Origin of the sequence: Streptomyces sp. NPDC086549, assembly GCF_044746205.1 — a bacterium.
GTDB lineage: Bacteria > Actinomycetota > Actinomycetes > Streptomycetales > Streptomycetaceae > Streptomyces.
This window is the reverse complement of record NZ_JBIVBS010000021.1, coordinates 51,215-74,892: the sequence shown is the minus strand read 5'-3', so window position 1 is coordinate 74,892 and position 23,678 is coordinate 51,215. Positions and strand designations below refer to the sequence as shown.

20 protein-coding genes and 4 pseudogenes are annotated in these 23,678 nt (G+C 67.6%); 9 read left to right on the top strand and 15 right to left on the bottom strand.

Going from position 1 to position 23,678, the window contains the following annotated elements; genetic code table 11:
* Window positions 1-17: 17 nt before the first annotated feature.
* The gene (locus ACIPSA_RS42955) at window positions 18-647 is read right to left on the bottom strand and encodes a CGNR zinc finger domain-containing protein (RefSeq protein WP_402645470.1); all 630 of its coding nucleotides are present in this window, start codon (window positions 645-647) and stop codon (window positions 18-20) included.
* Between the two features lie 136 nt (window positions 648-783).
* Between ACIPSA_RS42955 and ACIPSA_RS42950 the strand changes: the two genes are divergently transcribed.
* Complete coding sequence (locus ACIPSA_RS42950) at window positions 784-1,332, top strand: carboxymuconolactone decarboxylase family protein (protein ID WP_402645467.1); 549 nt, start codon at window positions 784-786, stop codon at window positions 1,330-1,332.
* Between the two features lie 846 nt (window positions 1,333-2,178).
* A complete protein-coding gene (locus ACIPSA_RS42945) occupies window positions 2,179-3,636 on the top strand; it encodes a dihydrolipoyl dehydrogenase family protein (protein ID WP_402645465.1) in 1,458 nt (485 codons plus the stop codon).
* Window positions 3,637-3,786: 150 nt separating this feature from the next.
* Here the strand turns inward: ACIPSA_RS42945 and ACIPSA_RS42940 are convergent, their stop codons facing one another.
* The 4 genes from ACIPSA_RS42940 to ACIPSA_RS42925 form a co-directional block, all read right to left on the bottom strand.
* Window positions 3,787-5,187 (bottom strand): NAD(P)(+) transhydrogenase (Re/Si-specific) subunit beta, encoded by a 1,401-nt coding sequence (locus ACIPSA_RS42940; protein WP_402645462.1) that lies wholly within the window; start codon window positions 5,185-5,187, stop codon window positions 3,787-3,789.
* Entirely contained in the window at window positions 5,180-5,503 is a 324-nt protein-coding gene (locus ACIPSA_RS42935; protein ID WP_402645459.1) for an NAD(P) transhydrogenase subunit alpha, read from the bottom strand. Before ACIPSA_RS42935 ends, ACIPSA_RS42940 begins: the two co-directional genes overlap by 8 nt.
* A gap of 2 nt (window positions 5,504-5,505) precedes the next feature.
* Window positions 5,506-6,717, bottom strand: coding sequence for an NAD(P) transhydrogenase subunit alpha (locus ACIPSA_RS42930; protein ID WP_402645457.1), 1,212 nt, complete (start codon window positions 6,715-6,717; stop codon window positions 5,506-5,508).
* A gap of 192 nt (window positions 6,718-6,909) precedes the next feature.
* Window positions 6,910-7,659: an SDR family NAD(P)-dependent oxidoreductase gene (locus ACIPSA_RS42925; RefSeq protein WP_402645455.1), complete on the bottom strand. Its 750-nt coding sequence runs from the start codon at window positions 7,657-7,659 to the stop codon at window positions 6,910-6,912.
* 468 nt (window positions 7,660-8,127) lie between these two features.
* On the opposite strand from ACIPSA_RS42925, the gene ACIPSA_RS42920 reads away from it, so the two are divergent.
* Window positions 8,128-8,451, top strand: a complete 324-nt coding sequence (locus ACIPSA_RS42920; RefSeq protein ID WP_402645452.1) for an ArsR/SmtB family transcription factor — start codon at window positions 8,128-8,130, stop codon at window positions 8,449-8,451.
* A gap of 719 nt (window positions 8,452-9,170) precedes the next feature.
* On the opposite strand, the gene ACIPSA_RS42915 is transcribed toward ACIPSA_RS42920, so the two are convergent.
* Complete coding sequence (locus tag ACIPSA_RS42915) at window positions 9,171-9,812, bottom strand: DNA-3-methyladenine glycosylase family protein (protein WP_402645449.1); 642 nt, start codon at window positions 9,810-9,812, stop codon at window positions 9,171-9,173.
* Window positions 9,813-10,077: 265 nt separating this feature from the next.
* Between ACIPSA_RS42915 and ACIPSA_RS42910 the strand changes: the two are divergent.
* Window positions 10,078-10,836, top strand: a pseudogene (locus tag ACIPSA_RS42910) (transposase family protein); the annotation flags it as partial.
* A 104-nt stretch (window positions 10,837-10,940) separates the two neighbouring features.
* Here ACIPSA_RS42910 and ltrA (ACIPSA_RS42905) read toward each other — a convergent pair.
* Window positions 10,941-12,320, bottom strand: a complete 1,380-nt coding sequence (gene ltrA / locus ACIPSA_RS42905; protein ID WP_402645446.1) for a group II intron reverse transcriptase/maturase — start codon at window positions 12,318-12,320, stop codon at window positions 10,941-10,943.
* A 1,029-nt stretch (window positions 12,321-13,349) separates the two neighbouring features.
* Here ltrA (ACIPSA_RS42905) and ACIPSA_RS42900 point away from each other — a divergent pair.
* The 4 genes and pseudogenes from ACIPSA_RS42900 to ACIPSA_RS42885 all read left to right on the top strand — a co-directional run bounded on the left by ACIPSA_RS42900 (window position 13,350) and on the right by ACIPSA_RS42885 (window position 17,350).
* On the top strand, window positions 13,350-14,249 hold the full coding sequence (locus tag ACIPSA_RS42900) for a LysR substrate-binding domain-containing protein (RefSeq protein WP_402645443.1): 900 nt from the start codon (window positions 13,350-13,352) through the stop codon (window positions 14,247-14,249).
* 273 nt (window positions 14,250-14,522) lie between these two features.
* A complete protein-coding gene (locus ACIPSA_RS42895; RefSeq protein ID WP_402645440.1) occupies window positions 14,523-15,314 on the top strand; it encodes a maleylpyruvate isomerase family mycothiol-dependent enzyme in 792 nt (263 codons plus the stop codon).
* A 195-nt stretch (window positions 15,315-15,509) separates the two neighbouring features.
* Window positions 15,510-15,840: pseudogene (locus tag ACIPSA_RS42890) on the top strand (XdhC family protein); the annotation flags it as partial.
* A gap of 757 nt (window positions 15,841-16,597) precedes the next feature.
* Complete coding sequence (locus ACIPSA_RS42885) at window positions 16,598-17,350, top strand: SDR family NAD(P)-dependent oxidoreductase (RefSeq protein ID WP_402645438.1); 753 nt, start codon at window positions 16,598-16,600, stop codon at window positions 17,348-17,350.
* 320 nt (window positions 17,351-17,670) lie between these two features.
* On the opposite strand, the pseudogene ACIPSA_RS42880 reads toward ACIPSA_RS42885, so the two are convergent.
* The 4 genes and pseudogenes from ACIPSA_RS42880 to ACIPSA_RS42865 form a co-directional block, all read right to left on the bottom strand.
* A pseudogene (locus ACIPSA_RS42880) lies at window positions 17,671-18,438 on the bottom strand (IS3 family transposase); the annotation flags it as partial.
* Between the two features lie 107 nt (window positions 18,439-18,545).
* Complete coding sequence (ltrA, locus tag ACIPSA_RS42875) at window positions 18,546-19,556, bottom strand: group II intron reverse transcriptase/maturase (RefSeq protein WP_402645435.1); 1,011 nt, start codon at window positions 19,554-19,556, stop codon at window positions 18,546-18,548.
* Between the two features lie 2 nt (window positions 19,557-19,558).
* Window positions 19,559-19,807, bottom strand: a complete 249-nt coding sequence (locus tag ACIPSA_RS42870; RefSeq protein ID WP_402645432.1) for a hypothetical protein — start codon at window positions 19,805-19,807, stop codon at window positions 19,559-19,561.
* 702 nt (window positions 19,808-20,509) lie between these two features.
* Window positions 20,510-20,839, bottom strand: coding sequence for a transposase (locus ACIPSA_RS42865; protein WP_402645430.1), 330 nt, complete (start codon window positions 20,837-20,839; stop codon window positions 20,510-20,512).
* Window positions 20,840-20,854: 15 nt separating this feature from the next.
* Here ACIPSA_RS42865 and ACIPSA_RS42860 point away from each other — a divergent pair, with 15 nt between their 5' ends.
* Window positions 20,855-21,046 carry a hypothetical protein gene (locus ACIPSA_RS42860; protein WP_402645427.1) on the top strand — a complete coding sequence of 64 codons (192 nt, stop codon included), beginning with the start codon at window positions 20,855-20,857 and terminating at the stop codon, window positions 21,044-21,046.
* 621 nt (window positions 21,047-21,667) lie between these two features.
* Here ACIPSA_RS42860 and ACIPSA_RS42855 read toward each other — a convergent pair.
* From ACIPSA_RS42855 to ACIPSA_RS42840, 4 genes and pseudogenes are all read right to left on the bottom strand, one after another.
* Window positions 21,668-22,447, bottom strand: coding sequence for a hypothetical protein (locus ACIPSA_RS42855; RefSeq protein ID WP_402645426.1), 780 nt, complete (start codon window positions 22,445-22,447; stop codon window positions 21,668-21,670).
* Window positions 22,448-22,719: 272 nt separating this feature from the next.
* The gene (locus ACIPSA_RS42850) at window positions 22,720-22,989 is read right to left on the bottom strand and encodes a DUF3027 domain-containing protein (protein WP_402645423.1); all 270 of its coding nucleotides are present in this window, start codon (window positions 22,987-22,989) and stop codon (window positions 22,720-22,722) included.
* A 20-nt stretch (window positions 22,990-23,009) separates the two neighbouring features.
* Window positions 23,010-23,312, bottom strand: coding sequence for a DUF5615 family PIN-like protein (locus ACIPSA_RS42845; protein ID WP_402645623.1), 303 nt, complete (start codon window positions 23,310-23,312; stop codon window positions 23,010-23,012).
* Window positions 23,313-23,348: 36 nt separating this feature from the next.
* Window positions 23,349-23,657: pseudogene (locus ACIPSA_RS42840) on the bottom strand (polymorphic toxin-type HINT domain-containing protein); the annotation flags it as partial.
* Window positions 23,658-23,678 lie beyond the last annotated feature (21 nt).

Sequence of the window (23,678 nt, the reverse complement as noted above, 5' to 3'; positions counted from 1 at the left end):
TGCATCGGCGTACCCCCTTAGGCCTGTGGGGCTGTGTGGTGGCGCCGGTAGTGGCGGGCGACGCGCACGCGATTGCCGCACGCTGGGGAGCACCATTCCCGGCGCGCGTGGTTCTTGATGAAGAAGAGCAGGCAGTTCGGTGCCAGGCAGGGGCGCAGGCGATCGCGGTCGGGTCCGGTGAAGAGTTCGACAGCCTGGTGCGCGATGAGCTGTACGGCAAGGTCTGCGGCCGCCCCGGGGCCCCGGTACGCACGTGACGGTTGGCTGTCGGCGGGCCAGACGAGCTCGGGCCAGGCTTGCGCAAGGGCGTTCAGCGTGGTGGTTGCCTCCGGTCGCGCCAGTTCCGGCGCGGTCGTCGGCGGGCGTGGATCCTTGGTCGCTTCCCCTGCCAGCTGTCGCAGCGCGTCACGCAACGCACGTAGTGCTCCGGCGAGCGGGCGCACCGCGTCCTCGTCCAGCTGGTCAGCCTTGATCGCGGTCTCGGCTCCGAGTCGGTGGGCGACCGCGCGCAGCCAGGCTGTGGCGCCGGTGTCGCTGTCGAGGGCGTCGTGGGTGCGGCCGCGGTCGATGGTGACGGTGTTCATCAGCTCGACCGGCAGCGGTTCCCCCAGCAGCGGCGCGCTCGTGGTCACACCTTCAGTCGTCATGCCCCCAAGATACCCGGGCTAATGGATGGAGACATCATTACCCATTTGACGGCAGAGGAATAATGCACTGCAGCCCTAACGCTAAAGCGTCCATCCAATCATTAGGATTGGGTGCAGGGACTTCAAGGAGACCGCAATGTCAGCGCTGCCCCAGATCAACCCCGCCGAGGCCACGGGCGAGGCCGCCACGCTGCTCGCCGAGCTCAAGAGGAGCATCGGTTCCGTTCCGAACATGGCGAAGGCGATGGCGAACAGCCCCGCCCTGCTTAAGGGGTGGATGAGCCTGTCCGGCGCGCTCGCCGGTGGAGTGCTGCCCACCGCGGTCCGGGAACGCCTCGCGCTGGCCAGCGCCGAGTACAACCGCTGCACCTACTGCCTGTCCGCCCACACCTTCCTGGGCAAGAACGTCGCCAAGCTCGACAGTGACGAAATCGAGCGCGCCCGCCACGCGGAGTCCACCGACCCGCACGCGGCCGCCCTGCTCACCCTCTCCGACGCCATCACCCGAGGCCGCGGCACCGTCGACGAGACCACACTCAAGACCGCCCGGGCCGCCGGAGTCACCGACGCCGAAATCGCCGAAGTCGTCGGCAACCTCGCCCTCAACATCCTGACCAACTACTTCAACATCGTTGCCGACACCGACAACGAATTCCCCCTCGTCACGCCGCACCAGCACGCCTGACGCCCCAGCCCGTGCGGGTCGCCACGCCCTGTCCTGCCAGCGGCGACCCGCACGGCTCTCTGCCCGCCCCAACTCTCGCCGCCCCCTGGCAAAGGGCGGCGAGAGGCCACGACCCTCCGGTGAACCAAGACTCCGTCCGCAACTGGCGTAAGGGATACCTCCTCGGGTTGCCGGCCGCAGGATGCCTTCGGTGCTCGCCGGCCGGGCGGACCAGGTCCGCCACCCCGCACCCACACCGATCAGCCATTCGTCAACGGCCACATGCAGCAGCACCGGCTGCGCGTTCCGCGCGCCGCAATGCAGCCGGTCAGCCGCTGCCTGCCCGGCCGGGGCGGGACGACAACGGGACGCTGATGACCCTCCTGCCCTCCCCCTATGCCGGCGGCTGGGCGCTGATCAGGGGGGCGACAACGCCGCTTGCCGCCTGAGGGGGCGGGCAGGCATGGTGCGCTCCTGCCCGATGCAGCCACCAGGCCGACAAAAGCTGCGGGGGAACCCCAAGGAGTGTTTGTGTGGAGTGCGACCCCAAAAGCGCCCTCCGACGCAAGGAGTGCTCATGCTGCCCATCGCACCCCCGTCGCATATCGGTGCCGCCGGGAAAGGTCACCATGAGCCGGAGCGATCCGGGTGCGCTGAAGTCTGCTCACGGCAGGCCGGCAACATTCGCCGGGCTGCTCACGCTGGCCCTTCGTACGGGGCTCTGTGCTTGCTGTCGCGGCAACCCACTGCGGCGCCTCCGGCGCCTGCCCACCTCGCCGGGAGCCTGTGACCGCCAGGGCTGCAGACGGTCGTCGAACGACGCGGAGAACAGCTGCGGATCAGCCCCGATCGTGAAACGAGAGAGCAATGACCGAAACGCGCGAAAACCAGGAAAGCGCCACCTACGACGTGATCGTGCTGGGCGCCGGTCCGGTGGGCCAGAACGTCGCCGACCGCGCCCGCGCCGCCGGCCTCACCGTAGCCGTCGTGGAACGTGAACTCGTCGGCGGCGAATGCTCCTACTGGGCCTGCGTACCCAGCAAGGCACTGCTGCGGCCGGTGATTGCGGTCGCCGACGCCCGCCGCGTGGACGGTGCCCGACAGGCCGTCACCGGGCAGATCGACACCGACCAGGTATTCGCCCGCCGCAACCGCTACGTCACCGACTGGGACGACACCGGACAGGCCAAGTGGGTCAAGTCCATCGGCGCAGACCTGTTCCGCGGCCACGGCCGGATCGACGGCCCCCGCCGGGTCACCGTCACCCGTGACGACGGTGCGCACCACACCCTCACCGCCCAGCACGCGGTGGCCATCGCAACTGGCAGCCGACCAGCCCTGCCCGATATCCCCGGCATCCAAGAGGCTCAGCCCTGGACGAACCGGCACGGTACTGACTCCAGTACGGTGCCCGACCGGCTCACCATCGTCGGCGGCGGCGGGGTCGGCATTGAGATGGCCACCCTCTGGCAGGGGCTGGGCTCCCAGGTCACCCTGCTCGCCCGCCGCCGCCTCATCCCCCGTATGGAACCCTTCGCGGGCGAGCTGGTCGAGGGCAGCCTCACCGACGCCGGCGTCGACGTGCGGACCGGCGTGCAGGTCACCGCGCTGCACCGCCCGGATGCCAAGGGGCCTGTCACCCTTACCCTCGACGACGGCAGCGAACTGGAGGCGGACGAGGTCATGTTCGCCACCGGCCGCACCCCCAACACCGACGACATCGGCCTCGAGACGGCCGGCGCCACCCCCGGCGCCTGGCTGGACGTGGACACCACCTGCCTGGTCCGCGACGTGGAAGGCACATGGCTGTACGCCCTCGGCGACGTCAACCACCGCGCCCTGCTCACCCACCAGGGCAAATACCAGGCCCGGACCGCAGGCGACACCATCGCCGCCCGCGCCGCCGGCCGCCCGCTGGACGACGGCCCCTGGGGCGATCACGCCACCACCGCCGACCAGCACGCCGTACCGCAGGTCTTCTTCACCGACCCCGAAGCCGCCGCCGTGGGCCTGACCGCCCAACAGGCAACCGACGCCGGCCACCGCATCAAGACCATCGACGTCGACCTCAACGCCGCCCAGGGCGCCAACCTCTACGCCGACGGCTATCAGGGCCACGCCCGGATGATCGTCGACCTCGACCGGGACATCCTGCTCGGTGTGACCTTCGTCGGGCCTGCGGTCAGCGAACTCCTGCACTCGGCGACCGTCGCGGTCGCCGGCGAAGTACCGCTCAAACGGCTGCGACACGCCATCGCCTGCTTCCCGACCGTCAGCGAGATCTGGCTCTTCCTCCTCGCGGCCTACCAGCGCGAGAGCGACTGAGCCACACCACACGCGTGCGAGGCCAGGGCACCTACGCAAGCGGTGGTGCACGATCCTGACGGAGTGCGCCCCTCTGCATGCGTCGGCGATATCCGCCGGTTGCCGGCAAATGGCAACCGGCGGATACCGCCGCCTGGGCTGAGGCGCTTTTTACACCCGCTGCGTGCTCACACTTTCCAACTCGCGGACGAGGTTGGACGCCACGTCCTTGGCGTCACCGAAGATCATGAGGGTCTTGTCGAGGTGGTACAGCTCGTTGTCCACTCCGGCGAATCCCGCGCTCATCCCCCGCTTGATCACCATGACGGTACGGGCCGAGGCGACGTCGAGGATCGGCATGCCGTAGATCGGACTGTCCTGCCGTGTGCGTGCGGCCGGATTGGTGACGTCGTTGGCTCCGACGACCAGCGCGACATCGGCCTGGGGGAAGTCCCTGTTGATGTTGTCCATGTCCACGATCCGGTCGTAGGGCACGTCCGCTTCGGCCAGAAGCACGTTCATGTGCCCGGGCATGCGGCCGGCGACCGGGTGAATGGCGTAGCGGACGCGGGCGCCGTTGCGCTCCAAGATCTCGCCGACTTCCTTGATGCGGTGCTGAGCCTGGGCTACGGCCAGACCGTAGCCGGGAACGACGATGACGTCCCGGGCGGTCTCCAGGATCATCGCGGCCTCGTCCGAGGTGACGCTGCGTACGGGGCGTTCCTCCGCCTCGCCGGCCGCGCCGGGGGTCGGGGCGTCGAGCTGGCCGAAGGCGCCGAACAGCACGTTGCGGAAGGACCTGTTCATGGCGCGGCTCATCATGATGGACAGCAGGAAGCCCGAGGCGCCGTCGAGAGCTCCGGCGATGATGAGGGCCTTGTTGTCCAGGACGAAGCCCATGGCGGCGCCGGACAGTCCGGCGTAGGAGTTCAGCAGGGAGATGACGGTGGGCATGTCCGCGCCGCCGATGGGGACGACGAGCAGGATGCCGAACAGCGCGGCCAGGGCGATCAGCACAGGGAACCGGGCGTCGGTCGTCGGGGTGACCACCAGCCAGAGGGCGATCAGGACGGCGGCGCTGAACAGGACGAGGTTCAGCACTTGCTGGCCGGCAAAGACCGTCGGCCGGCCCGGAAGAATGCCCTTGAGCTTGCCGAAGGCCATCACGCTGCCGGTGAACGTGATGAAGGCGAGGAGGACTTCGAACATCAGCGCCGCGGTGATGAACGTACTGAGGGACTCGGCGTGCTCGTAGTACTCCGCGGTGCCGACGAGTCCGGCCGCCAGGGCGCCGAACGCGTGAGAGAGGGCGATGCGTTCGGGCATGGCCGTCATCGGCATGTACTTGGCCATGGCGCCACCGATGAGAGCGCCGACGGCGACGGCCGGCACGATCCACCGGTAGTCGACGATGTCCTTGTGGATCAGGGTGCCGGTCACGGCCGCGGCCATGCCGGTCACGGCGAGCAGCAGGCCGCGCCGCGCCGTGCGGGGGTGGGTGATGCCGCGTAGGCCGAGGATGAACAGGGTGCCGGCGGCGAGGTACAGCAGGGGTATGACGACGTCACGCATCGGTTTCTGCCTTTCGTGCGGCGTGTGCCCCTGCCTTGCTGGGCCGGAACATGCGCAACATCCGGTTGGTGATCATGAAGCCTCCGACGACGTTGATGCTGGACGCGGCCACCGCGACGGCGCCGAGCGTGGTGATGAGCACTCCGCGGCCGGATCCGGCCAGCAGGAGGCTGCCGACCAGAGAGATTCCGGCGATGGCGTTGGTGAGCGCCATCAGGGGGGTGTGCAGGAGCGCGGGTACGCGGCGGATGACTTCCAGGCCGACGATGGAGCCCAGGACCAGGACGTACAGGCCGGCTTCGATGGCGGTGGGCATGATCAGCCTCTTTCTGAAGCGACGGGGTGCGGTGCGCCCGCAGCCGGATCGATGGGATCCAGGCCCAGCAGCGCGCGCAGCTGCGAGTGGACGACGTGGCCCTCCCGGGCCAGGAGGGTGTCCTGGATGATCGGGTCGTCGGAAGTGAGTCGCGGCCCGTCGTTGCCGATCAGGTGGCGGGTGAAGTTGGCGATGTTCCTCGCGTACAGGCGGCTGGCGTGGGCTGCGGCGCCAGCCGCCAGGTTGGTGGGCGCGGTGATGGACACGCCGAAGTGCTCGATCGTCTGGTCGGGCACGGAGACGGCGCAGTTGCCTCCCTGGGCGGCTGCGGCATCGACGATGACGGATCCTGGCCGCATGGCACGGACCATGTCCTCGGTCACGAGGAGGGGCGCCGGCCTTCCAGGAACCTGAGCGGTGGCGATGACGATGTCGGAGGCGGCCACTTCGTTGCCGAGGACCTCTCGCTGGCGGGCGTAGAAGTCCTCCCCTTGGGCCTGGGCGTAGCCGCCGGCGCCCTCGGCCGAAGAGGTGTCGAGCGGAAGGTCGACGAAGATGCCGCCGACGCTTTCGACCTGTTCCCGTGCCGCGGCCCGGATGTCGTAGGCGTGGACGACGGCTCCCAGTCGGCGCGCGGTGGCGATCGCCTGCAGGCCTGCGACGCCCGCGCCGAGGACGAGGACCCGTGCCGGGGGGAGGCTGCCTGCGGCGGTGGTCATCATCGGCAGCATCTTGTTGACCTGTCCCGCCGCGATCAGGGCAGCGCGGTAGCCCGCTATGGAGGACTGCGAGGAGAGCACATCCATGGCCTGGGCACGGGTGATGCGCGGCAGCAGGTCGAGCGAGAACGCCGTGACGTCGTGCTCGGCAATACGTCGGACGGGCTCGGGATGGCTGAGCGGGTTGGCGAGCCCGATCAGGATGGTGCCGGGACGCAAAAGCTTCAAATCCTGTGCTGAATCCGTGTCCTCGGCCCGGTGGCCGGAGCCGGAGAGGTGAACCTGCAGCACCAGGTCGGCGGCCAGGGCGTCGGTGCGGGTTGCGGTCCGCGCGCCGGCATCGCGGTATTCGCCGTCGAGGTGGCCGGCCCGGTCACCGGCGCCGTACTCGACGATCACCTCGTGTCCGTCGTCGGTGAGGGAATGAACCTCGTTCGGGGTGAGAGCGACGCGGGTCTCTCCGGGAGTGCGTTCGTGTATGACGCCGATCTGCATCTGCGTCGTCCTTTCACCGCCGCCTCGTCGAGGCGGCGCGCGGGCTTGAGGGGGATAGGTGCGAACCGTGTTTTTCGCAGCGGTCACGGCGTTACGAGCGGCGCAGGAACCGCGCCGTGGGCGGGAGGCCGCCGCGAGGCCACAACGGGGCTGCCGGGGGGCGCTCCGCTCCGGCCTCGCGACCTCGGTCGCTTACTGAGCGGCGATACCGAGGGCCATGAAACCGCCGTCCGCGGCGAGAGTGACGCCCGTGATGTAGCTGGCGCGGGGCGAGGCAAGGAAGACGATGGCTTCGGCGATCTCACGCGCCGAGCCCAGGCGCCCCAGCGGCACCCTCGCCCCCAGCGCCTCGAAGTCCTCCTCGCCGATCATGTCCGTCACGTTGTCGGTCTTCGTGTGGCCAGGGGCGACCGCGTTGAAGCGCACCCCGCGGCCGCCGAACTCGACGGCCCAGGCACGGGTGAACGAGTCCACGGCCGCCTTCGACGCGCCGTAGACGGACGTGCCGGCAATGCCGGCCAGAGCGGCGACCGTGCTGACATTCACGACACTGCCGGAACCCTTGGCCGCCATATTCGCCACCAGTGCCTGGGTGAGGAAGAACGTGCCGCGCACATTGGTCTGAACCAGGGCCTCGAACGTGTCCAGACCCTGCTCCAGCGTGGGCGCGAACGGGTAGGCGCCGGCATTATTCACCAGGACGTCCACCTCACCGGCCTCCTCGGCCAGGCGCCGGACCGAATCCAGATCGCTGAGGTCCGCGGCGACGAACCTGGCCTTGCCGCCAGCGGCCTCGATGGCTGCGACGGTGCCGGCGCCATTGGAGGCATTACGGCCGGAGACAATGACGAACGCGCCCTTCTGGGCCAGCAGGAGCGCCGTCTCACGGCCGATGCCGGACGTGCTGCCAGTGACGAGAGCGGTCTGATTCTCGAACTCCACGAGAAACACCTTTCTGCGAGGCCGAGATGACCCGCAAACAGTAGGTACGAAATCTGTCGTACCTATGGATAGACGCTTCCCGAATGTGAAGCAAGTCGGGCCTGACACCGTCGAAGAATGTCAATCGCCAGCCTGATCAGGGGATTCCTTTCCCCTCTTACAGCTGCTTTTGGCGGCCATAAGTAGAACTGCGGTGTGCCGGCTCCCCCGGCCGGCGCCCAGCCGGGCCATCCGGCAGCGGTCCGCCCAACGGCGGGAGCACGACCATCCGCGCCAACGAAAGGAAAAGGCCTGGCAGGCACGCCGAGAGGCCGGTCCACCAGGCAGCCCGCCGCACGGGTGGGATCACATGCCAGGCGATCGCAGGTCGGCAGATGTGCTGCCGGCTCGTATTGCATGCCGCCGTCGCACCGGTCGCACGGCCGCCGAATACAGTTACGATGAATCACGTACCTGGGGAGGAAAGTCATGCCGGACAGCGAAGGCCACCCCGACGTCGAAGAGATGGATCTCGGCACGATCTTTGCCGCGCTGGCGGACCCTCACCGACGCCGGGTGATCGAGGAACTTTGCGCAGAGGGCGAGGACATCGAGCGAACGTGCGCATCGTTCCCTCTCAACTTGTCCAAGTCGACGCTCACTCACCATTTCCGCATCCTGCGGGAATCCGGGCTGATACGGCAGAACGACTACGGCAACAGCCGCAAGGTCAGGCTCCGCCGGGCGGAGCTGGAGAGCCGCTTTCCCGGCCTGCTCGATCTGGTCCACGCGCAGGCGGCCACCCACGCCTGAGCCGGCGGCCGCATCCGAAGACCACTTCTCAAAGCCCCCGCCACGCCCGCGGTCCGTGACCGAGCGCAAAAACACCCCTCCAGCCTCCGCCTGCCCCGATCCGACCACCGCCCCAGCGCGCCGCTCCTGCCGGCGGATACGACGGATGCGCATGGGCCCGGTAGCCGCGCTCGTGAGCACGGCTACCAGGCCGATGAGGTCATAGGCTCGACGCCGACCGGCGGAGATCGCCGACAACCCGCCGGGCGCTCACGACCCCGCCGCGACGCCCCTGCGGCTGGGCCATCGGCGCAATGAGGCCCAGGCACCAGCTGTCTTCGGTGCTGCCGCCAGCCAGCGGCTCAGCCCCGGGCCCGGTAGGCCAGGTCGGCGGCGGTGAGACCCTCAAGAGCCGCACCGAAGGGGACGTCCCCGAGGAGACGGCGGCGCAGGTTGAGGGTCTGCTTCTGGAGCGAGCGGTAGAGGGCCGGCTTGGCAGCGCACCGTCGCCGTTGCCCAAGGCGCGCAGCTCGCAGGCTTGGGACGTCAGGACGTGAGCTGTCATCCGGCGGGAATCCGACAGCCCCTGTGCAACCAGCCAACCCCATCGCGGCGCCAAGCGACACCTGCGACCCCAGCGTGCTGCTGATACCTCCATAAGCCCTGGCTCTGGCGGGGCGGGACCCATGTCCAGGCCACGGTTCACCCCGTCGCTGCGGAGGGCGGCCGGGGTGACATCCTCATGTCGGGCCTGAGCCGACCGGCCTGCCAGCTGTACCAGGCCACGACGCTGCGGAAGGGCCTGAACGGCTCACCCAGGCGCTGCAGTTGGCGGGCCATGGGGGTGGGAACCTCCCAGGCGTGAGCGAAGCCCTGCGCATGGCGAGATCGCCTGTGGGCCAGATGTCGGGGCGGTGCAGGTGGAACAGGAGGAACATCTGGGCCGTCCACAAGCCGATTCCGCGCACAGCCGTGAGGTGTGCCGTGACTGTCTCATCGCTCTGCTGGGCGAGGCGGCCGGGGTCGAGGTTGACATCGCCGCTCAGTGTTCTGGCGGCGAGATCCTGCAGGGAAGCAGTCTTGTTGGCCGACAGGCCTGCCTCGCGCAGCGTCTGCCCGGGAAGCACAAGCAGGCGTCCGGGCGTGACCTGGCCGTCAAGGGCGGTGACCAGCCGGGTGTGGATCGTGGGGGCCGCTGCGGTGGCCAGTTGTTGCTGGGTGATGGTGCGGACCAGCGCAGCGAAGGGCGTGTCCGTCGGGCAGGGGAAGTCAGGGAAGCCGATCACCTGGGTGAGACGGGCAATCACAGGATCCCGTCGGGCCAGGAGCAGGGCTGCCTGTCTCGTGTTCGCCCGGGTCAGAAGAGGCTCGATGGCGTTCATGGGCCAGCCTTGGGGCGACAGGGGCGGGTACGGTCAAGACAGCGGCGCGAGAGACCACCTGCCGCAAAACGCTGTTGGAAGGGATGCCGCCAGGCGGCGCATCGCAGGACGTGATGGGCGGACGGCGAGCGCCGGCCGGTGACGCCATGACAGTGAGCCTTTGCCAACTTGAGGCGTGAGCAGGTCAGTTGGTTCGACATATAAGTGAAGCCCCTGGTAGACGGGTTCACGACCAAGATCACCCGGTACCCACCAGAGGCTTCACGTGCTTGTCTACCCGTGCGGGCTGGACGTGTCCAGTCGATCCCTGTCCTTCCTCGCCGCTCGTCTGCGAGAGCACCGTCGTCGGATCGGAAGCCGTTGGCGCCGGCTCCCGGTCGGCCGTCAAGCCCTGCTGGGGTTGGCGCATCTGCGTAATGGGGCCACGTACGCTCAGCTCGCAGCGGGTTTCGAGATCGGCACGAGCACGGTCTACCGCTACATCAGCGAGGCCGTCGACCTGCTGGCCGCACTCGCACCGACCCTCGACGAGGCCGTCCGAGCTGCTTCGACGAAGGCTTACGTCCTGCTCGACGGGACGCTCCTGCCGATCGACCGGATCGCCGCCGACCGGCCCTTCTTCTCCGACAAGTACAAGAAGCACGGCATGAACGTGCAGGTCATCGCCGATCCGTTCGGCCGGCTGCCGTGGGCCTCACCCGCACTGCCAGGGGCCGTCCACGACGTTCGCGCAGCCCGCGAACACGGCATCATCGACGCCCTCGACCAGGCCCACATCCCCTGCTGGGCGGACAAGGGCTACCAGGGCGCCCGCGGCACGGTCCGGGTTCCGTTCCGCGGCCGATGGGAGACGCTTTCCAGCGGTCAGCAGGCCGTGAACCGATCCCAGGCCAAGATCCGCGCCCTCGTCGAACAAGCCGTGGCCACCCTCAAGTCCTGGCGACTACTCCGCAAACTTCGCTGCTCGACCACCCGTATCACGGGCCTCGTCCAGGCCGTACTCACCCTGCATCACGCCAGCTCAACCTCAGGTTGTAGGGTCGGGGGCTGGCGCGGTGGCGGAGTACGTCCGCTCCGTTTCCAGCCCCCGCCGCTTCGAACCGTGCATGCGGTTCTCCCGCACACGGCTCACCGACGCCGTTCACCGGCGGCATTCGGTCTCTCCCGCCAGGGCTTTCCGGCCCTGGGTGCCACGACGGATCCATAGGGGCTGATCAGTCCGAGCCGGTTGGGAGACGAGACCATAAACACCCACCAGCCGAAGTTCCGGCTGCGCCGGTGCTTCCTGCTGATGAAGTGCGCGACTCTCTCCTGCGCGAATCTTCCGACCTTGCTGAAGCGGCGGGCGGAATGGCCATACCGGAAGTACGCCATCCACCCGCGGAGGAACAGATTCAGATCCTCCACGATCACTTGCGGGTGCAGCGGGAGCCTGCGCCGGGCGGTGATCTCCCGGATCCGGTCGCGGGCGTGCTGCATCGCCCTGTTCGAGGGCCAGCGGGCGAGGAACTCGACGCGTCGACGTCCGTGCAGCCCCCGGGAACGGACCTGACGGTGGTGGAATCCGAGGAAGTCGAAGCCTTCCCCACCCACTTCCAGGTGCACGATCCGGGTCTTGGCCGCCTTCGGCTTCAGCCCCAGCTCCCCCAACAGCCTGACCAGTTGGGCAAGCGCCCGCTCGGCCTGACTGCGCGAAAAACACATCACGACCAGGTCGTCGGCATAACGGACCAGGATCCCGTCGTGCTCGTCCCATCCCCGGTCCAGCCGGTGCAGATAGACGTTGCACATCAACGGTGAAATGACACCGCCCTGTGGGGTCCCGCTCACCGGCCGCCGCACCTGCCCGTCCTCCATGACCCCGGCACGCAAGATCTGCCGCACGAGCTTGAGGACGGACTGGTCACAGACGCGCTCTTCGACCGCGCGCATCAACTCCTCATGCGGAATCGCCGAGAAACACTCGGCGATGTCCGTCTCCACCACCCACCGCCGGCCCCGGTGGTGCTCGTCGATGAGCACCTGCAGGGCGTCGTGAGCCGAGCGTTTCGGGCGGAACCCGAAGCTGCACGCCAGCATGTCGGCCTCGAAGACCGGCTCGAGCACGATCTTCATGGCGGCCTGCACGACACGGTCACGAACCGTCGGGATGGACAGCGGCCTGCGCTCGTCCTTCATCCCCGGCTTGGGGATGAACACCCGACGGGCGGGCGAGGGCCGATACCGTCCCTGCCCCAACTCGCCGGCCAGCTCGCCGAGGAGACGGCCGATGCCGTACTCCTCGACCGCGGCCAGGGTGGTGCGGTCGATGCCTGGTGCGCCGTTGTTGGCACGCACCATGGCCCACGCGCGCCGGAGAACATCCCTGCGGTGGATCTTGTCTCCCAGCGCGTGGAACCGCCGTCCGGGATCGGCCTTGGCCGCCCGGTAAAGCGCATGCTGCAAGGCACGGACCTTGTCCGAGGGAGTACATCCCCCGACGGCGGGACTAGCCACACGGGCACTCACCGGGCCCCTCCTCCACTTCATGACGCACCGACGAAGCAGTGGCCCTTCCCTCACCGGGAGTTGTGTTGTCTCCCGGCTGCAAGCGGTACTACGGCCACCTCCGACGCCCACCCGGCCCGCGCCCACTTCCCGGGATCACCGGTTATAGGACGCGCCGCTTCCGATGACGTCTATCCGCAGGTCATCGGGCCGGGGAGGGCCTCCCCAGTTCCCGCCGCCACCTTCGATACGTTCCGCGCCCCATACGCCGGGGAGTCCTTCACGGCTGCCCGTCCAGGATCTTCACCGCTTCCATGGCCTTCACCCCGATTTCGAAGGGCTCGGCACTCCCTCGTTCCACCCGAAAGGGTGGCTGAGTAACGACGCCGCAGGCTTCGCGTGATGCTACGGACCGTATCGTCGCTCCCCCTGTTACAGGGCCTTTGACGCTGGGCTTCGACGCCGGACGTTTCCCTCCGACGCCGCCAGCCTGCTACCGGGCCTCCTGGCAGCTACCCGGACCGGACTTCCACCGGCAGGCGACGACGAGCTTCCGAACAGCAAGAACACCGCTACGTCACGGTGTCACCTCCCGTTCTACTGGGCGCACGAAAAAGCCTCAGTGCCAGGCAGCCGGACCCGGCGCAGGCGGGTCCGGCAGGCGAGGGAACAGGCGGGCTGAGACAACGGGGGTTCTCCGGGGCCGGAGGAAAAAGCGAGGGCGACCGTTGCAGCATTCGCTGCGCAGCGACGATTCCGCGACAGCTATTAGTCATCCCGATCACCCCCATAATGACGCCTTCAACCCCCGAGCTTGCGCAACTCGTGCCTCACCCACCACCGTTGGAACGTGACGATTCAGCGGCATGCGGGGAATCCCTCGGCAGACCCACGGACGTCAGGGGCTGGCACATAGATGTCCGCGAGGCAGGCGGCAGCCGTGCCCCGGCCCGGGCCGAGAAGGAGACAGCCTCCCTGTTCCATGGCCGTCTGAAGGACGCCGCTGACGGCGTTCAATGCATTCCGAGCAGATTGAGAATCCCCACAGACATGGAATTGCGGGAACTGAGAGCGTTCGTTGCGGTGGCCGAGAAAGGCAGCATGTCCGCGGCGGCGCGTCACCTCCACATCAGCCAGCCCGCCCTGTCACAGACGGTCGGAGCGCTGGAGCGTCAGCTCCATCTGAAACTCCTCATACGCAGCAGTACCGGCGTGCGCCCCACGGAGGGAGGCAAGATGCTTCTCATCGAAGCACGCGCAATCCTCTCCCGGCACGAGCAAGCCATACGCACGATGACCACGTTCGCCGGGGACGCCTGCGGGGTACTGCGGATCGGGATTCCCTTGGAGCTGCCGACGGACCTGCTGGGACCGGCCATGGAACACATGGCGTCAGCATGTCCCGAGACGCGTGTGCAAGCTCGCCACCTGTCCACCACAGCACAAGTGGCCGCCTTGCAAAGCGGTGAACTCGACGTCGGCCTGCTGCGTGAACGCCCGGTTGCACCGGAACTTGACGCCATGCTGGTCGCCAGGGAGAACCTGGGTGTCCTGATCACCGCCGAGCAGGCCGCCGAGTTCTCCGACGAGGACGGGATCCGGCTCGAAACGCTGACCCAGCTGGAATGGCTGGCGTTCCCGCGCTCCGGCAGCCCTGCCTGGTATGACCAGGTGACAGCCGTCTTTCGCAGCCACGGCTTGAACCTGGGCCCCGAGCCTCCTGAGAACCAAACCCTGATCGCCGGGGTGAAGATTGCCGCCGTGCGCTCCAAAAAGGCCTTCGCGCTGGCACCCGCGAACTGGCCGCATCCTCTGCCCGACCGCATCGTCTGGTCTCCCCTGGCCGGCGACCCCCTGGTCCGCCGCACCTGGGCGGCGTGGCCGGCCAACGCCCGCAGCCGCGACCTGGCGAGCTTCGTCTCGGGCTTTCCCGAGCCCGCCACCTACTAGACCGACGCACAAGCTGCCCAGCCCCTGTGCCGCGGGCTTGGCGACGAAAAACACCAAGGCCGGCTACAGGGGCCTGCCGGGTGCGTCACGCGGCGCGGTCGCCGGGCGCCTTTGCCGACAAGGAGCATGCGGCAGGCCAGCACAGCAGCTTATGGCCGCTGTTCGCGACCCGACTGGCCAAAGCCTTCACGAGCCTACGACGTCTGGATTACATAGCCGGTGACGCGGTGACGCGCCGCCGCACGACACGGAGAGTGCAAGGAACCCCACACCATGAACAAGACGACCACCGAGGACTGGCTGAAAGCCCTTCGCGCCACCTCCGAGCGCCTCGACGGCCGGGTACGCGGCCTGTCGGAGAAGGACCTGGCCCGCCCGTCCTTTGCCGAGGGCTGGAGCATTGCTCAAGTGCTCTCCCACCTGGGCAGCGGCGCGGAGATCGGTGTCATGCTCCTCGAGCGAGGCATCAGGGGCAGGACAAACGGCCCGGTCCACGACGAAGTGCTGCCGATCTGGGAGCGCTGGGATGCACTGGGACCGCTGGAGCAGCGTGCGGCGTGGCAGGACGCCAACGCCCGCCACCTGGGCTTGCTCGACTCCCTGAATGCGGCGCAGCACGCGTCTGCCAGGGTGCCGTACTTCGCGGGATTGCTGAGTGTCGCGGATTACGCGGGTTACCGGCTGTCCGAGCAGTCCGTGCACGGTTGGGACATCGCCGTGGCCCTGGACCCGACCACGACCATTCCTGCCGACGAACTGCGTCTGCTGTGGAAACGCCTGGACCTGGTCGCCACGCGCTTCCGCGACGCTGACACACTCAGCCGCCTGGCACCCGCTCAGCTGGCCGTCACACTCACTGACGAGCAGCGCACCCTCCTGCTGGATCTCGACAGCGAGCTGCACATCTACCCCGCGACTCCCGCCGACCCGGCCGGTACCGTCACCGGAACCGCAGACACGGTCCTGCGACTCGTCTACGGCCGCCACCGTCCAGGAACCGACGCTGTGACGGCCGCCGGCCGGCTCGCTGTGGACGACCTGCGGGCACTGTTCCCGGGATTCTGAACGCCCCGGCACCGGCTCAGACCCTCCGGGCACGGTCCGGCCAGCCGCGGACACAGCGCACGGCTGCGGCGACCAACGGGTCGGCTTGCACCCGTGGCTGTCGCAGACCGGCGCTGCGAAACCGGCCACCGACGCCGACGTGGCCGGTGCACACCAGCAATTTCGGACAGGACCTGGCAAGCAATCTGCACCCACTTCCCGGAAGCCAACGAGATCGTCATCGAGTGGCCGCACCAGTACCTGGAGCGCACCGAGGTCGACGGCCGCACAGCGCTGTGCGTACTACTCACCCACGACGCCAAGTTCGACGTCCCGCTGCTCCGCCTGGCGCTCAGGCTCCCGGTCGCCTACATCGTCGCGATGGGCTCGCGCCGCACCCACCTGGACCGCAACGAGCGTCTGCGCAAGGTGGGCGTCAGTGAGCTCGTAGATCGTCGCCGGCCGCCGTGGAGGCAGCGGCGTCCCGCTCACCGGCGCCCACGGGCCCCTGCACCACGACAGGGCACCGGCAGCGATGGCCGGCTGAGCGCACAAGGCGCCATCGTCCGACTCAAACCGGTACGGCTCTGCTGCGGAACGCGTCTGGCAATTCAGGGGTGCTGAGGGGAACTGAAGTTGATCGTTGCGCTGTCTGCCTTCTTCGCCTTGTTGGCTGCAGGAAGTAACGCTCTGGGCACTGTCCTTCAGCGCCGCGCGGTACTGTCGATTCCTGCTTCCCCGTCCCTTCGTCCCGGATTGCTTCGCGACCTTGCCCGCACCCCCAGCTGGTTGTGCGGAATGCTGGCCGTCGTCGCAGCGGCACTCTTGCAGGGCCTTGCGTTGGCAACCGGGGCTCTGTCCGTGGTGCAGCCCGTCTTTGTGCTTGAACTCCCCTTGGCGCTGGTGATCGGTGGTGCGGTGTTCCACGTTCACCAATCCAGAGCAGCGTGGATCAGCGTGGCGGGTATCGCCTCCGGCGCCGGAAGGTCTGACCGCCGCCGAGCTGGTGCATGGGGTGAGAGCCGAACCAGTTCTCAGCTGCGGGATGACATGCGCTCCTCGCGGCCTTCGGCCTGACAACACCGTGCGGGAAATGCGCCGCCCGGAGGCGATTATTCGAGGTGATCCCGCCCTGTCAGCGGAGGTTATGACCGCCATCGGCATCCCCTATTACCGACACGAAATCTCCGGCAGGCACCACGCGCTGATGACGGACGTCGCCTCGGCCACGAGGCGACGGGCAGCCGGGAGAAGCGGTATCGCCCTCCCGGACAACGGCCATGACGGAAGCGAAGGATTGACTCATGAGTTCTACCTATCTTGCCGGGAGCGTCGCACTGGTGACCGGGGCGACCAGCGGCATCGGCGCAGCCACCGCGGCACAGCTGGCCGAGCGGGGCGCGCACGTGCTGGTCGCCGGCCGGGACCAGGCGCGCGGCGAGACGGTGGTCAGCGCCATCCGCAGCCGCGGCGGCAAGGCGGACTTCGTCGCCGCCGATCTGCGGAACGCTGCGTCCGTGCGACAGTTGGCGCGCGATGCCAGGGAGCTGGGCGGTGGCCGGGTGGACATCTTGGTCAACAATGCGGGGATCTACCCGTTCGGGCCGACGGAGCAGGCGTCTGAGAGCGATGTCGACGCCGTCTACGCGCTGAACGTCAAGGCCCCGTTCTACCTGGTGGCCGAGCTTGCTCCGGCGATGGCCGAGCGCGGCTACGGCGCCATCATCAACGTGGGCACCATGGTCGCCGAGTACGGAGTGCCGGGGATGGCACTGTACGGGTCGAGCAAGGCGGCGCTGAACCTGCTGACCAAGGCGTGGGCCGCCGAGTACGGCCCGCGCGGGGTGCGAGTCAACGCTGTCGAGCCGGGACCGACCCGAACAGAGGGCACCGCCGACATGGGTGAGGACCTGCAGGCTCTCGCCGCGCAGGCGCCCGCCGGGCGGCCCGCCGCGCCCCGAGAGATCGCCCAGGTCATTGCGTTCCTGGCCAGCGACGCGGCGAGCTTCGTCCACGGTGCAGTGCTGCCGGTCGACGGCGGCCGCGTGGCGGTCTGAGACCGCACCGGATTCGGGGCTGTGCGGTCCGCCGGTGACGGTGGACCGCACACGCCCAAGCACCGCCCGACCTGAGTTTAGGACGGTCATCGCTACGCAGCGGGGGACGCGACGCGTCATCCCCGGGTTGACGAAGGCGATTTGGGACCTACGCAGGGAGGCACCTCATGCGAGGGGACGGCGCTGCACTGCATCTACCAACCGACAGTGCCCAGGCGGACGGCGGCTTCGAGAAGGCGCCGAAGTCCGCCGCGATGGCACTCCCCACTCAGGCGGCACTCGTGGAGAGCCTGTCAATCCCCTCGCGTCGTGGAGATCTTTCAAGCGGCCAATTCCACGGCGGGGTCGGCCTGGTGTTCTCGTTCGTAGTCGATCGGGCTCCGGTACCCGCACACGCTGTGTAGCCGGCGGGTGTTGTAGAAGCCGGTGATCCAGGTGGCGATCTTCAGCCGCGCCTGGGTGCGGGTGGCGAAGGTGTGCCGGTGGACGTACTCGACTTTGAGGACGCTGTTGAACGCCTCGCTGACGGCATTATCGAAACAAGAGCCGACCCGGCCCATGGACTGGGTCACGCCCAGGCGCCGGCAGGCACGGCGGAAGCGCCGGGATTGGTACTCGCTGCCCCTGTCGCTGTGAAAGATCACGCCCTTGACGTCGCCGCCGCGGGTGGCCGCGGCCATGTTCAAGGAGGCGATGACCAGTTCCGCGTCGTGACGCTCACCCATCGCACAGCCGAGCGGGCGGCGGGAGAACAGGTCGATCACCGTGGCCAGGTAGAGCTTGCCCTCGTCCGTGACGATCTCCGTCATATCTCCGGACCACACCTGGTCGGGGGCGGTCGCGGTGAAGTCGCGTCGGACGAAGTCAGGGAATGCGGCCCGCTTGCCGGACCTGGTCAGACCGCGGCGTCGAGGGACCTTCCGTCCGGCCAGGCCGAGTTCGGCCATGAGGCGGGCGACGGTGTTCACCGAGACCCGCCGGCCCTCACGTACGAGCATGATCCAGATCTTCGGGGAGCCGTAGGTGCCGCCCGAGGCGCCGAAGATGCGCCGGATCGCGTCGGCCAGCCTCCCGCGGCGCACCTCACGGGCGGTGACGGGCTTGTTCCGGTCGGGTAGCCCCGGGGAATCTCACCCCGGGGCTCCCACAGATCCCGGCGTGAACCTCTCGGTTCACCGGGCTCTTGTCGTTCTGATCACCAGACAGCCGGGACAGTGTTGACCCATACCCAGTGTGCGAAGAACCGAGGCCGTAGCTTCACGGCCCGGTTCCACGCGGCTTGGGCTTTCTTCCTGTTCCGCAGCCGTTTGTACTTGTTGCGCGACCACCGCATCACGTAGGCGTTGATGCGGGTCAGGAGGGAATACAGCGCCGACCGGTAGAAGGCGCCGTAGTAGTTCAACCAACCACGCACGACCGGGTTGATCCGTCGTGCGAGGTCCGCTTCGGAAAGGTCGGTGCGCTGATGCAGTCTCCAGGACCGCACCTGTGCGCTCATCATCTTCAGGGCTTCCTTGCTGACCGCCGGGTTGAAGCTGAGGAACATCTCCCCGGTCTTCGTCCGCGCCCCGCGCGCCCGGAACGTGAACCCCAGGAACGTGAACGCCGTGTGCTCATGCGAGCCGCGCCGCTTGCCGTCCTTGCAGTAGACGATCCGGGTCTTGTCGGGGTGCAGTTCCAACCCGACCTCGCGCATCCGTTCCTCGATCGCCTCCAGCACCGTGCGCGCTCGCGACTCACTGACGCAGTGGACCACCGCGTCGTCCACGTAACGTTCGAACCCGATGCCGGGGAACTCCCGGGCCATCCAGGCGTCGAACGCGTAGTGGAGGAACAGGTTGGCGAGCACGGGCGAAACCGCTGAACCCTGTGGGGTCCCGCGGTCGCGCTCTTGCAAGGTCCCGTCGGGCAGTGCCAGCGGTGCGACCAGCCACCGCTTGACATACAGCACCACCCACGGCAGGTCGGTGTTCGCCTCGACCGCTTTGACGATCAGGTCCCACGGCACGGAGTCGAAGAACTTCCGGATGTCCAGATCGATCACCCAGTCGTTGCCCCAACAGCGTGTCCGGCAGGCCCCGACCGCATCCAGCGCGGACCGCTTGGGCCGGTAGCCGTAGGAGTCCGGATGGAAGATCGGCTCGACCTTCGCCTCCAGCACCCCGGCCACCACCGTCTGCGCGATCCGGTCGGCGACGGTGGGCACGCCTAAAATTCTGGTGCCGCCGCCGTGCGGCTTCGCGATCTCACCGCGCGGACCGCAGGAGGGAAGTACGTCCCCGAGGACATCCGGTTCCAGATCTTGTACAGGTTGCCCCGCAGATCCTTCTCGAACTCCTCGATCGACACGCCGTCCACCCCGGCCGCGCCCTTGTTCGCCCTGACTTTCTCCCACGCCTCCCAGACAGCCCACTTCGAGATCTCGAACGGCTTGCGTGATGATTTCAGCTCGTCCACACGACTCCTCCCGGAGCACTTCCGGTTGATCGAACAAACGGCCACGAACGACCCGGTCCCTTGGCTCCACCCCCATTACAGGGGCTTCATCGCTACTACGAACCGGTCCGCCAGCACGACCCGCGACGGTACTCAAGTCCCCCTGCAACCCCAGCCGCAGGAGACGCTCCCTCTCGCCGCCCACGGGGCGGACAGTGTCGGATCGTGCCTTCTCACGTTCCGCGTGAAAGCCGCAGATCGGGCTCGCGTCGCCTCCATGCCGGACACCGCCTGGCCAGTCGACGGGCTTCCGCCAGGCTCATCCCGGGATCAAGTGGACACCCCGGTTTCGATGTCGTCTGCTTCTATTTCGACACGTCAGCAGCGATTCGCTTGCGCTCGCCTTCCCGATCCCCACCTGACGCCTCGTCGGACGCCTTTTCCACATCGCTCACCACGGTCGGCATTCAGCCGCCGCAGCATGTGGCGGTTTGGAGCCTCCCCCCGCAGGGCGACTCCGAAGGGCCAAAACCTTCATCTTCCACGCAGCACCGCCCCAGGAAGCGCTACCTACATCGAGCCTCCTTCGGCGTTCGTGACACACCCACTTGTAGAACCATGCCTCGCTCACGCCCAGGACACGGCAGGCCACCGTGTGCGGGATGCGCTGTTCGGCCTTGCAGTCGCTGATCACCCCGGCCAGGCGGGCCGGGTCCGCTCCAGCTACTTCACCCACAAGGCCATGCAGCGTTTGAAGACATCACGATCCATCTCCAGCTCGCGTATGCGCTTGTTCTTTTCGCTCATCTCCCGCCGCAGCCGGTCCAGTTCAGTGCGCTCGCTCTCCCGCAGCCGTCCGACGGAGCCGTCGGACACGGGCCGGTCCGACGTCGTTGAGCCATTGCGCCGCCATCGCGACACCCAGCTGTGCAGCGTGCCCGGATGCACCCCGAGCTCCTCGGCCACCTCCGGTATCGGCTTCCCGGTCTCGATCACGATGCGTACAGCACCCTCACGAAACTCAGGCTCGTACGTACGTTGCTTGGACCCCATGAACCCCAACTTCCCTTGCAATCACAGGCTCCACAGTACGAGGGGAGGCACACCTGGCACCTCATCAACGACCCGCAGGCCCGCTACCAGGAACTCGGACCAGACTGGCACCACAAGCACCTCAACCCGCAGCGCAGGACACGCGATCTCGTCCGGCAGCTCGAACACCTCGGCCACACCGTCACCCTCGCCCCGACTGCTGCGTGACCGCGCACCACAGACTCATCCGGCCGGCTTCGCCGGCCGGATGCTGCCGCCTGCCCACCTGAGCTTTGATTTTCCGTTCAGCCCTATCACGGTCACCAACCCGGCGATCCCGGTCTCCGTCCTGCACCGCATCCTTACCGCGTCTGCGGCAGCCCCGCGCTGAACACCGACACCCCGCACGGCGGCCGTGGTGGTCCGCCGCTGAACTCCGGCACGCCCATCCGACCACCCCCTACTCCAACTCCGCGAGCACCCGCCGTGCCCCGTCGTACGTGCGCCGCCAGCGCACCTGCAGGGTTGGCCGCGACGTCGTTCGGGCGGCCCCACCCGGGCGGCTGGAATCGGCCCCTACTTGAGCCTCGGCAGCTTTCTCAGACTCCGGCAGAGACCTGGCCCGTGACGGCGCGGGGACCGCTTCGAGCCGTCATGGATCTTCACGAAACGGGGCCGCTTCGAGTCGTCATGCCGGGCCGAATTACGACGTCGTAGCCAGTGATGGTCCTCCGCCCTCGGCGGAGAACCATTGTCCCGTCTTCGTCGATCTGGTCCCAGTCTCAAATGGTCTGGTCCGATTCGCTTGACGTCTCAGATGATCTGGTCCGCCAGGACTGCCAGCAGGTGTCAGAATCCGGGCAGTTCCATGAGGTGCGCGTTGCGGGAGCCTCCACGCATGGAGCGTGCAAGCTCGGAAACGTGTCGTGCCTGGGCGGCGGACAGACGCCGCCCCTCCCACAGCAGTGCTGCGGCATCCACGGCCTCCGGGGGCGGAGGCGGTGGCACCTCACACAGAATGACGCCCGTCAGCGCGGCCAGATCGCGGGCGTCGATCCCCAGCAGGGCAGCGAAGTCCGTTACCAAGCGCGGGGTCAGCTCCTTGCGACCAGAGCCGATCACACCGTAAGTGGCTGCCGACAGGTATGTGGGCGTCACGAACGCAAGCGTCATCGCCATTCCCGTCCAGTTCAGGCTGCGGTACTGGAGCATGCGGATGACCGAAGCGCCGGGACCGCCGGCGAGGGGCATGAGCGGCTTCGGGGCGAAGCTGGAACGCCGTTCCTCCTGCGGCAGTGAGCGGATCAGCTGCAGGAGTTCACGGCGTCCCGCTGCGGGGAGACGCACCGCATCCGTCACCGTGCTCTTCACCCACATCGCGGCCGTGGCGTCCAACGGCGCCATGTCGTCCGGGACCGCCAGCCTCGCGAGGATGAACAGATCGACGGCATGGAAACCCAGTGCGGGCGCAAGCCGTCGGAGCAGCTCCTCGCCGGGGCTGTTCCCTGCGAGCACTGCGCGGACCTCGTCTTCGTGCAGCCCAGCGCGGTCGGCCAATTCCTGCTCGCCGAGCTCTCTGTGGTCCAGCAACCGCGCCAGCATCGCGCCGAACCCGGGGTGCTCCGTCATGCCCGCAGACTAGCCAGAAGCGCGAGCGGGACACAGCCGTCGCCGGAGAGCTCGGGCCGCTGGGGTTCGCGTGTGAGGTTGTCACTGGTGTAGTTCGGATCGGTCCGTGGTGCTTGCCTGGATCCGGGGCCTGGCGCACGCAGCCGGGAACGATCAGCTCGGACAACGACCCGCCACCCTGCATCCCCCACCAGCCACAGCTGATGGGGATTCAGATTCACTCTGGCAACGACGGCTGCGGACTGCCGACAGGCCGTCAGCCGGGCAGCCTGTCACGCATCGTCAGGCACAGCCCATCGCCCCGATTCCTCGAATTCCTCACACCCGTCATGCTCGAACCGGATAGTCCCGTCGAAAGGCGACGCCGAGTTCGCACATGCACCGTAATCCGACCCAAGCGTTCCAGACAGTGGAATCCAGAAACGGCATCCGCCGCACTGCTCGTCGTACCAGGATTCTTGATACGCCGGATCGTCCGTGCGTCGATTCCTGTTCTGGATCCATCGGGAATGGATCACATCGAGCTCGCCAGGCTTGTGCATCACATGATCCTTACTCATCGCTAGCCACCGCCCAATATCCGCAGGATTCCGTCGATTGAAGTAACTCGGCGATCAATTGGAATGGCTCGGGATCCGAATCCTCCGTCCATCTGGCGCCCGCGATCTCTGGTCAGTACACGAGCATTCACATTCTCAGCAAATTGCATCAGCTGAGGATCCTTCGTTCCGCTCAGGCCCATTTCGGAAACGCTGCGCGCGTCATATCCTGCAGCCCGCAGCTGTTCGGCAAACTTGAGAGACATGTTCTCATCTACGATGATTCGCTGCCCATTTCCGGTGAACCCTGCCTTCTTGGCCAGCATTTCCCTCATTCCTGCGGCAGCGTCAGCGGCAGGGCAATTGTGAACGAGGACCGGAGTCTCGCCCGCCAGCACATAGTACGTGTGGAGCTGCTGGACGGTGAGGTTCCAACGGTCGGCCGTGCCGGGCATGGGGTGGATGTCGATCACGTAAGCGTGACCGTTGCTGGAGGTATTTAGGGCGTCGCCCTGGTGGAGTTTACCGGCAAGTATCCAAGCGTGAGTGGTGTCGTCCCAGAAGGGGTGGTTGGCGGTAGTGTGGACGACGGCAGTGCGGCCGTTCGTGGTGCGGATGGTGAGGTCGAGCAGCTTGCGGTCGTGGTTGATCCATACCTGCTGGACCTCGCGGGCGCCTACGTGCTGCCGCGA

What these genes read in the sequence shown, in the direction of transcription:
- ACIPSA_RS42865 (WP_402645430.1), bottom strand. Translation starts at nt 20,839, where the DNA reads ATGGGGTCCAAGCAACGTACGTACGAGCCTGAGTTTCGTGAGGGTGCT.
- ACIPSA_RS42930 (WP_402645457.1), bottom strand. Translation starts at nt 6,717, where the DNA reads ATGCAGATCGGCGTCATACACGAACGCACTCCCGGAGAGACCCGCGTC.
- ACIPSA_RS42915 (WP_402645449.1), bottom strand. Translation starts at nt 9,812, where the DNA reads ATGAACGCCATCGAGCCTCTTCTGACCCGGGCGAACACGAGACAGGCA.
- ACIPSA_RS42895 (WP_402645440.1), top strand. Translation starts at nt 14,523, where the DNA reads ATGAACAAGACGACCACCGAGGACTGGCTGAAAGCCCTTCGCGCCACC.
- ACIPSA_RS42900 (WP_402645443.1), top strand. Translation starts at nt 13,350, where the DNA reads ATGGAATTGCGGGAACTGAGAGCGTTCGTTGCGGTGGCCGAGAAAGGC.
- ACIPSA_RS42845 (WP_402645623.1), bottom strand. Translation starts at nt 23,312, where the DNA reads ATGCTGGCCAAGAAGGCAGGGTTCACCGGAAATGGGCAGCGAATCATC.
- ACIPSA_RS42935 (WP_402645459.1), bottom strand. Translation starts at nt 5,503, where the DNA reads ATGCCCACCGCCATCGAAGCCGGCCTGTACGTCCTGGTCCTGGGCTCC.
- ACIPSA_RS42885 (WP_402645438.1), top strand. Translation starts at nt 16,598, where the DNA reads ATGAGTTCTACCTATCTTGCCGGGAGCGTCGCACTGGTGACCGGGGCG.
- ACIPSA_RS42955 (WP_402645470.1), bottom strand. Translation starts at nt 647, where the DNA reads ATGACGACTGAAGGTGTGACCACGAGCGCGCCGCTGCTGGGGGAACCG.
- ACIPSA_RS42940 (WP_402645462.1), bottom strand. Translation starts at nt 5,187, where the DNA reads ATGCGTGACGTCGTCATACCCCTGCTGTACCTCGCCGCCGGCACCCTG.
- ACIPSA_RS42920 (WP_402645452.1), top strand. Translation starts at nt 8,128, where the DNA reads ATGCCGGACAGCGAAGGCCACCCCGACGTCGAAGAGATGGATCTCGGC.
- ACIPSA_RS42945 (WP_402645465.1), top strand. Translation starts at nt 2,179, where the DNA reads ATGACCGAAACGCGCGAAAACCAGGAAAGCGCCACCTACGACGTGATC.
- ACIPSA_RS42855 (WP_402645426.1), bottom strand. Translation starts at nt 22,447, where the DNA reads ATGACGGAGCACCCCGGGTTCGGCGCGATGCTGGCGCGGTTGCTGGAC.
- ACIPSA_RS42950 (WP_402645467.1), top strand. Translation starts at nt 784, where the DNA reads ATGTCAGCGCTGCCCCAGATCAACCCCGCCGAGGCCACGGGCGAGGCC.
- ACIPSA_RS42850 (WP_402645423.1), bottom strand. Translation starts at nt 22,989, where the DNA reads ATGCACAAGCCTGGCGAGCTCGATGTGATCCATTCCCGATGGATCCAG.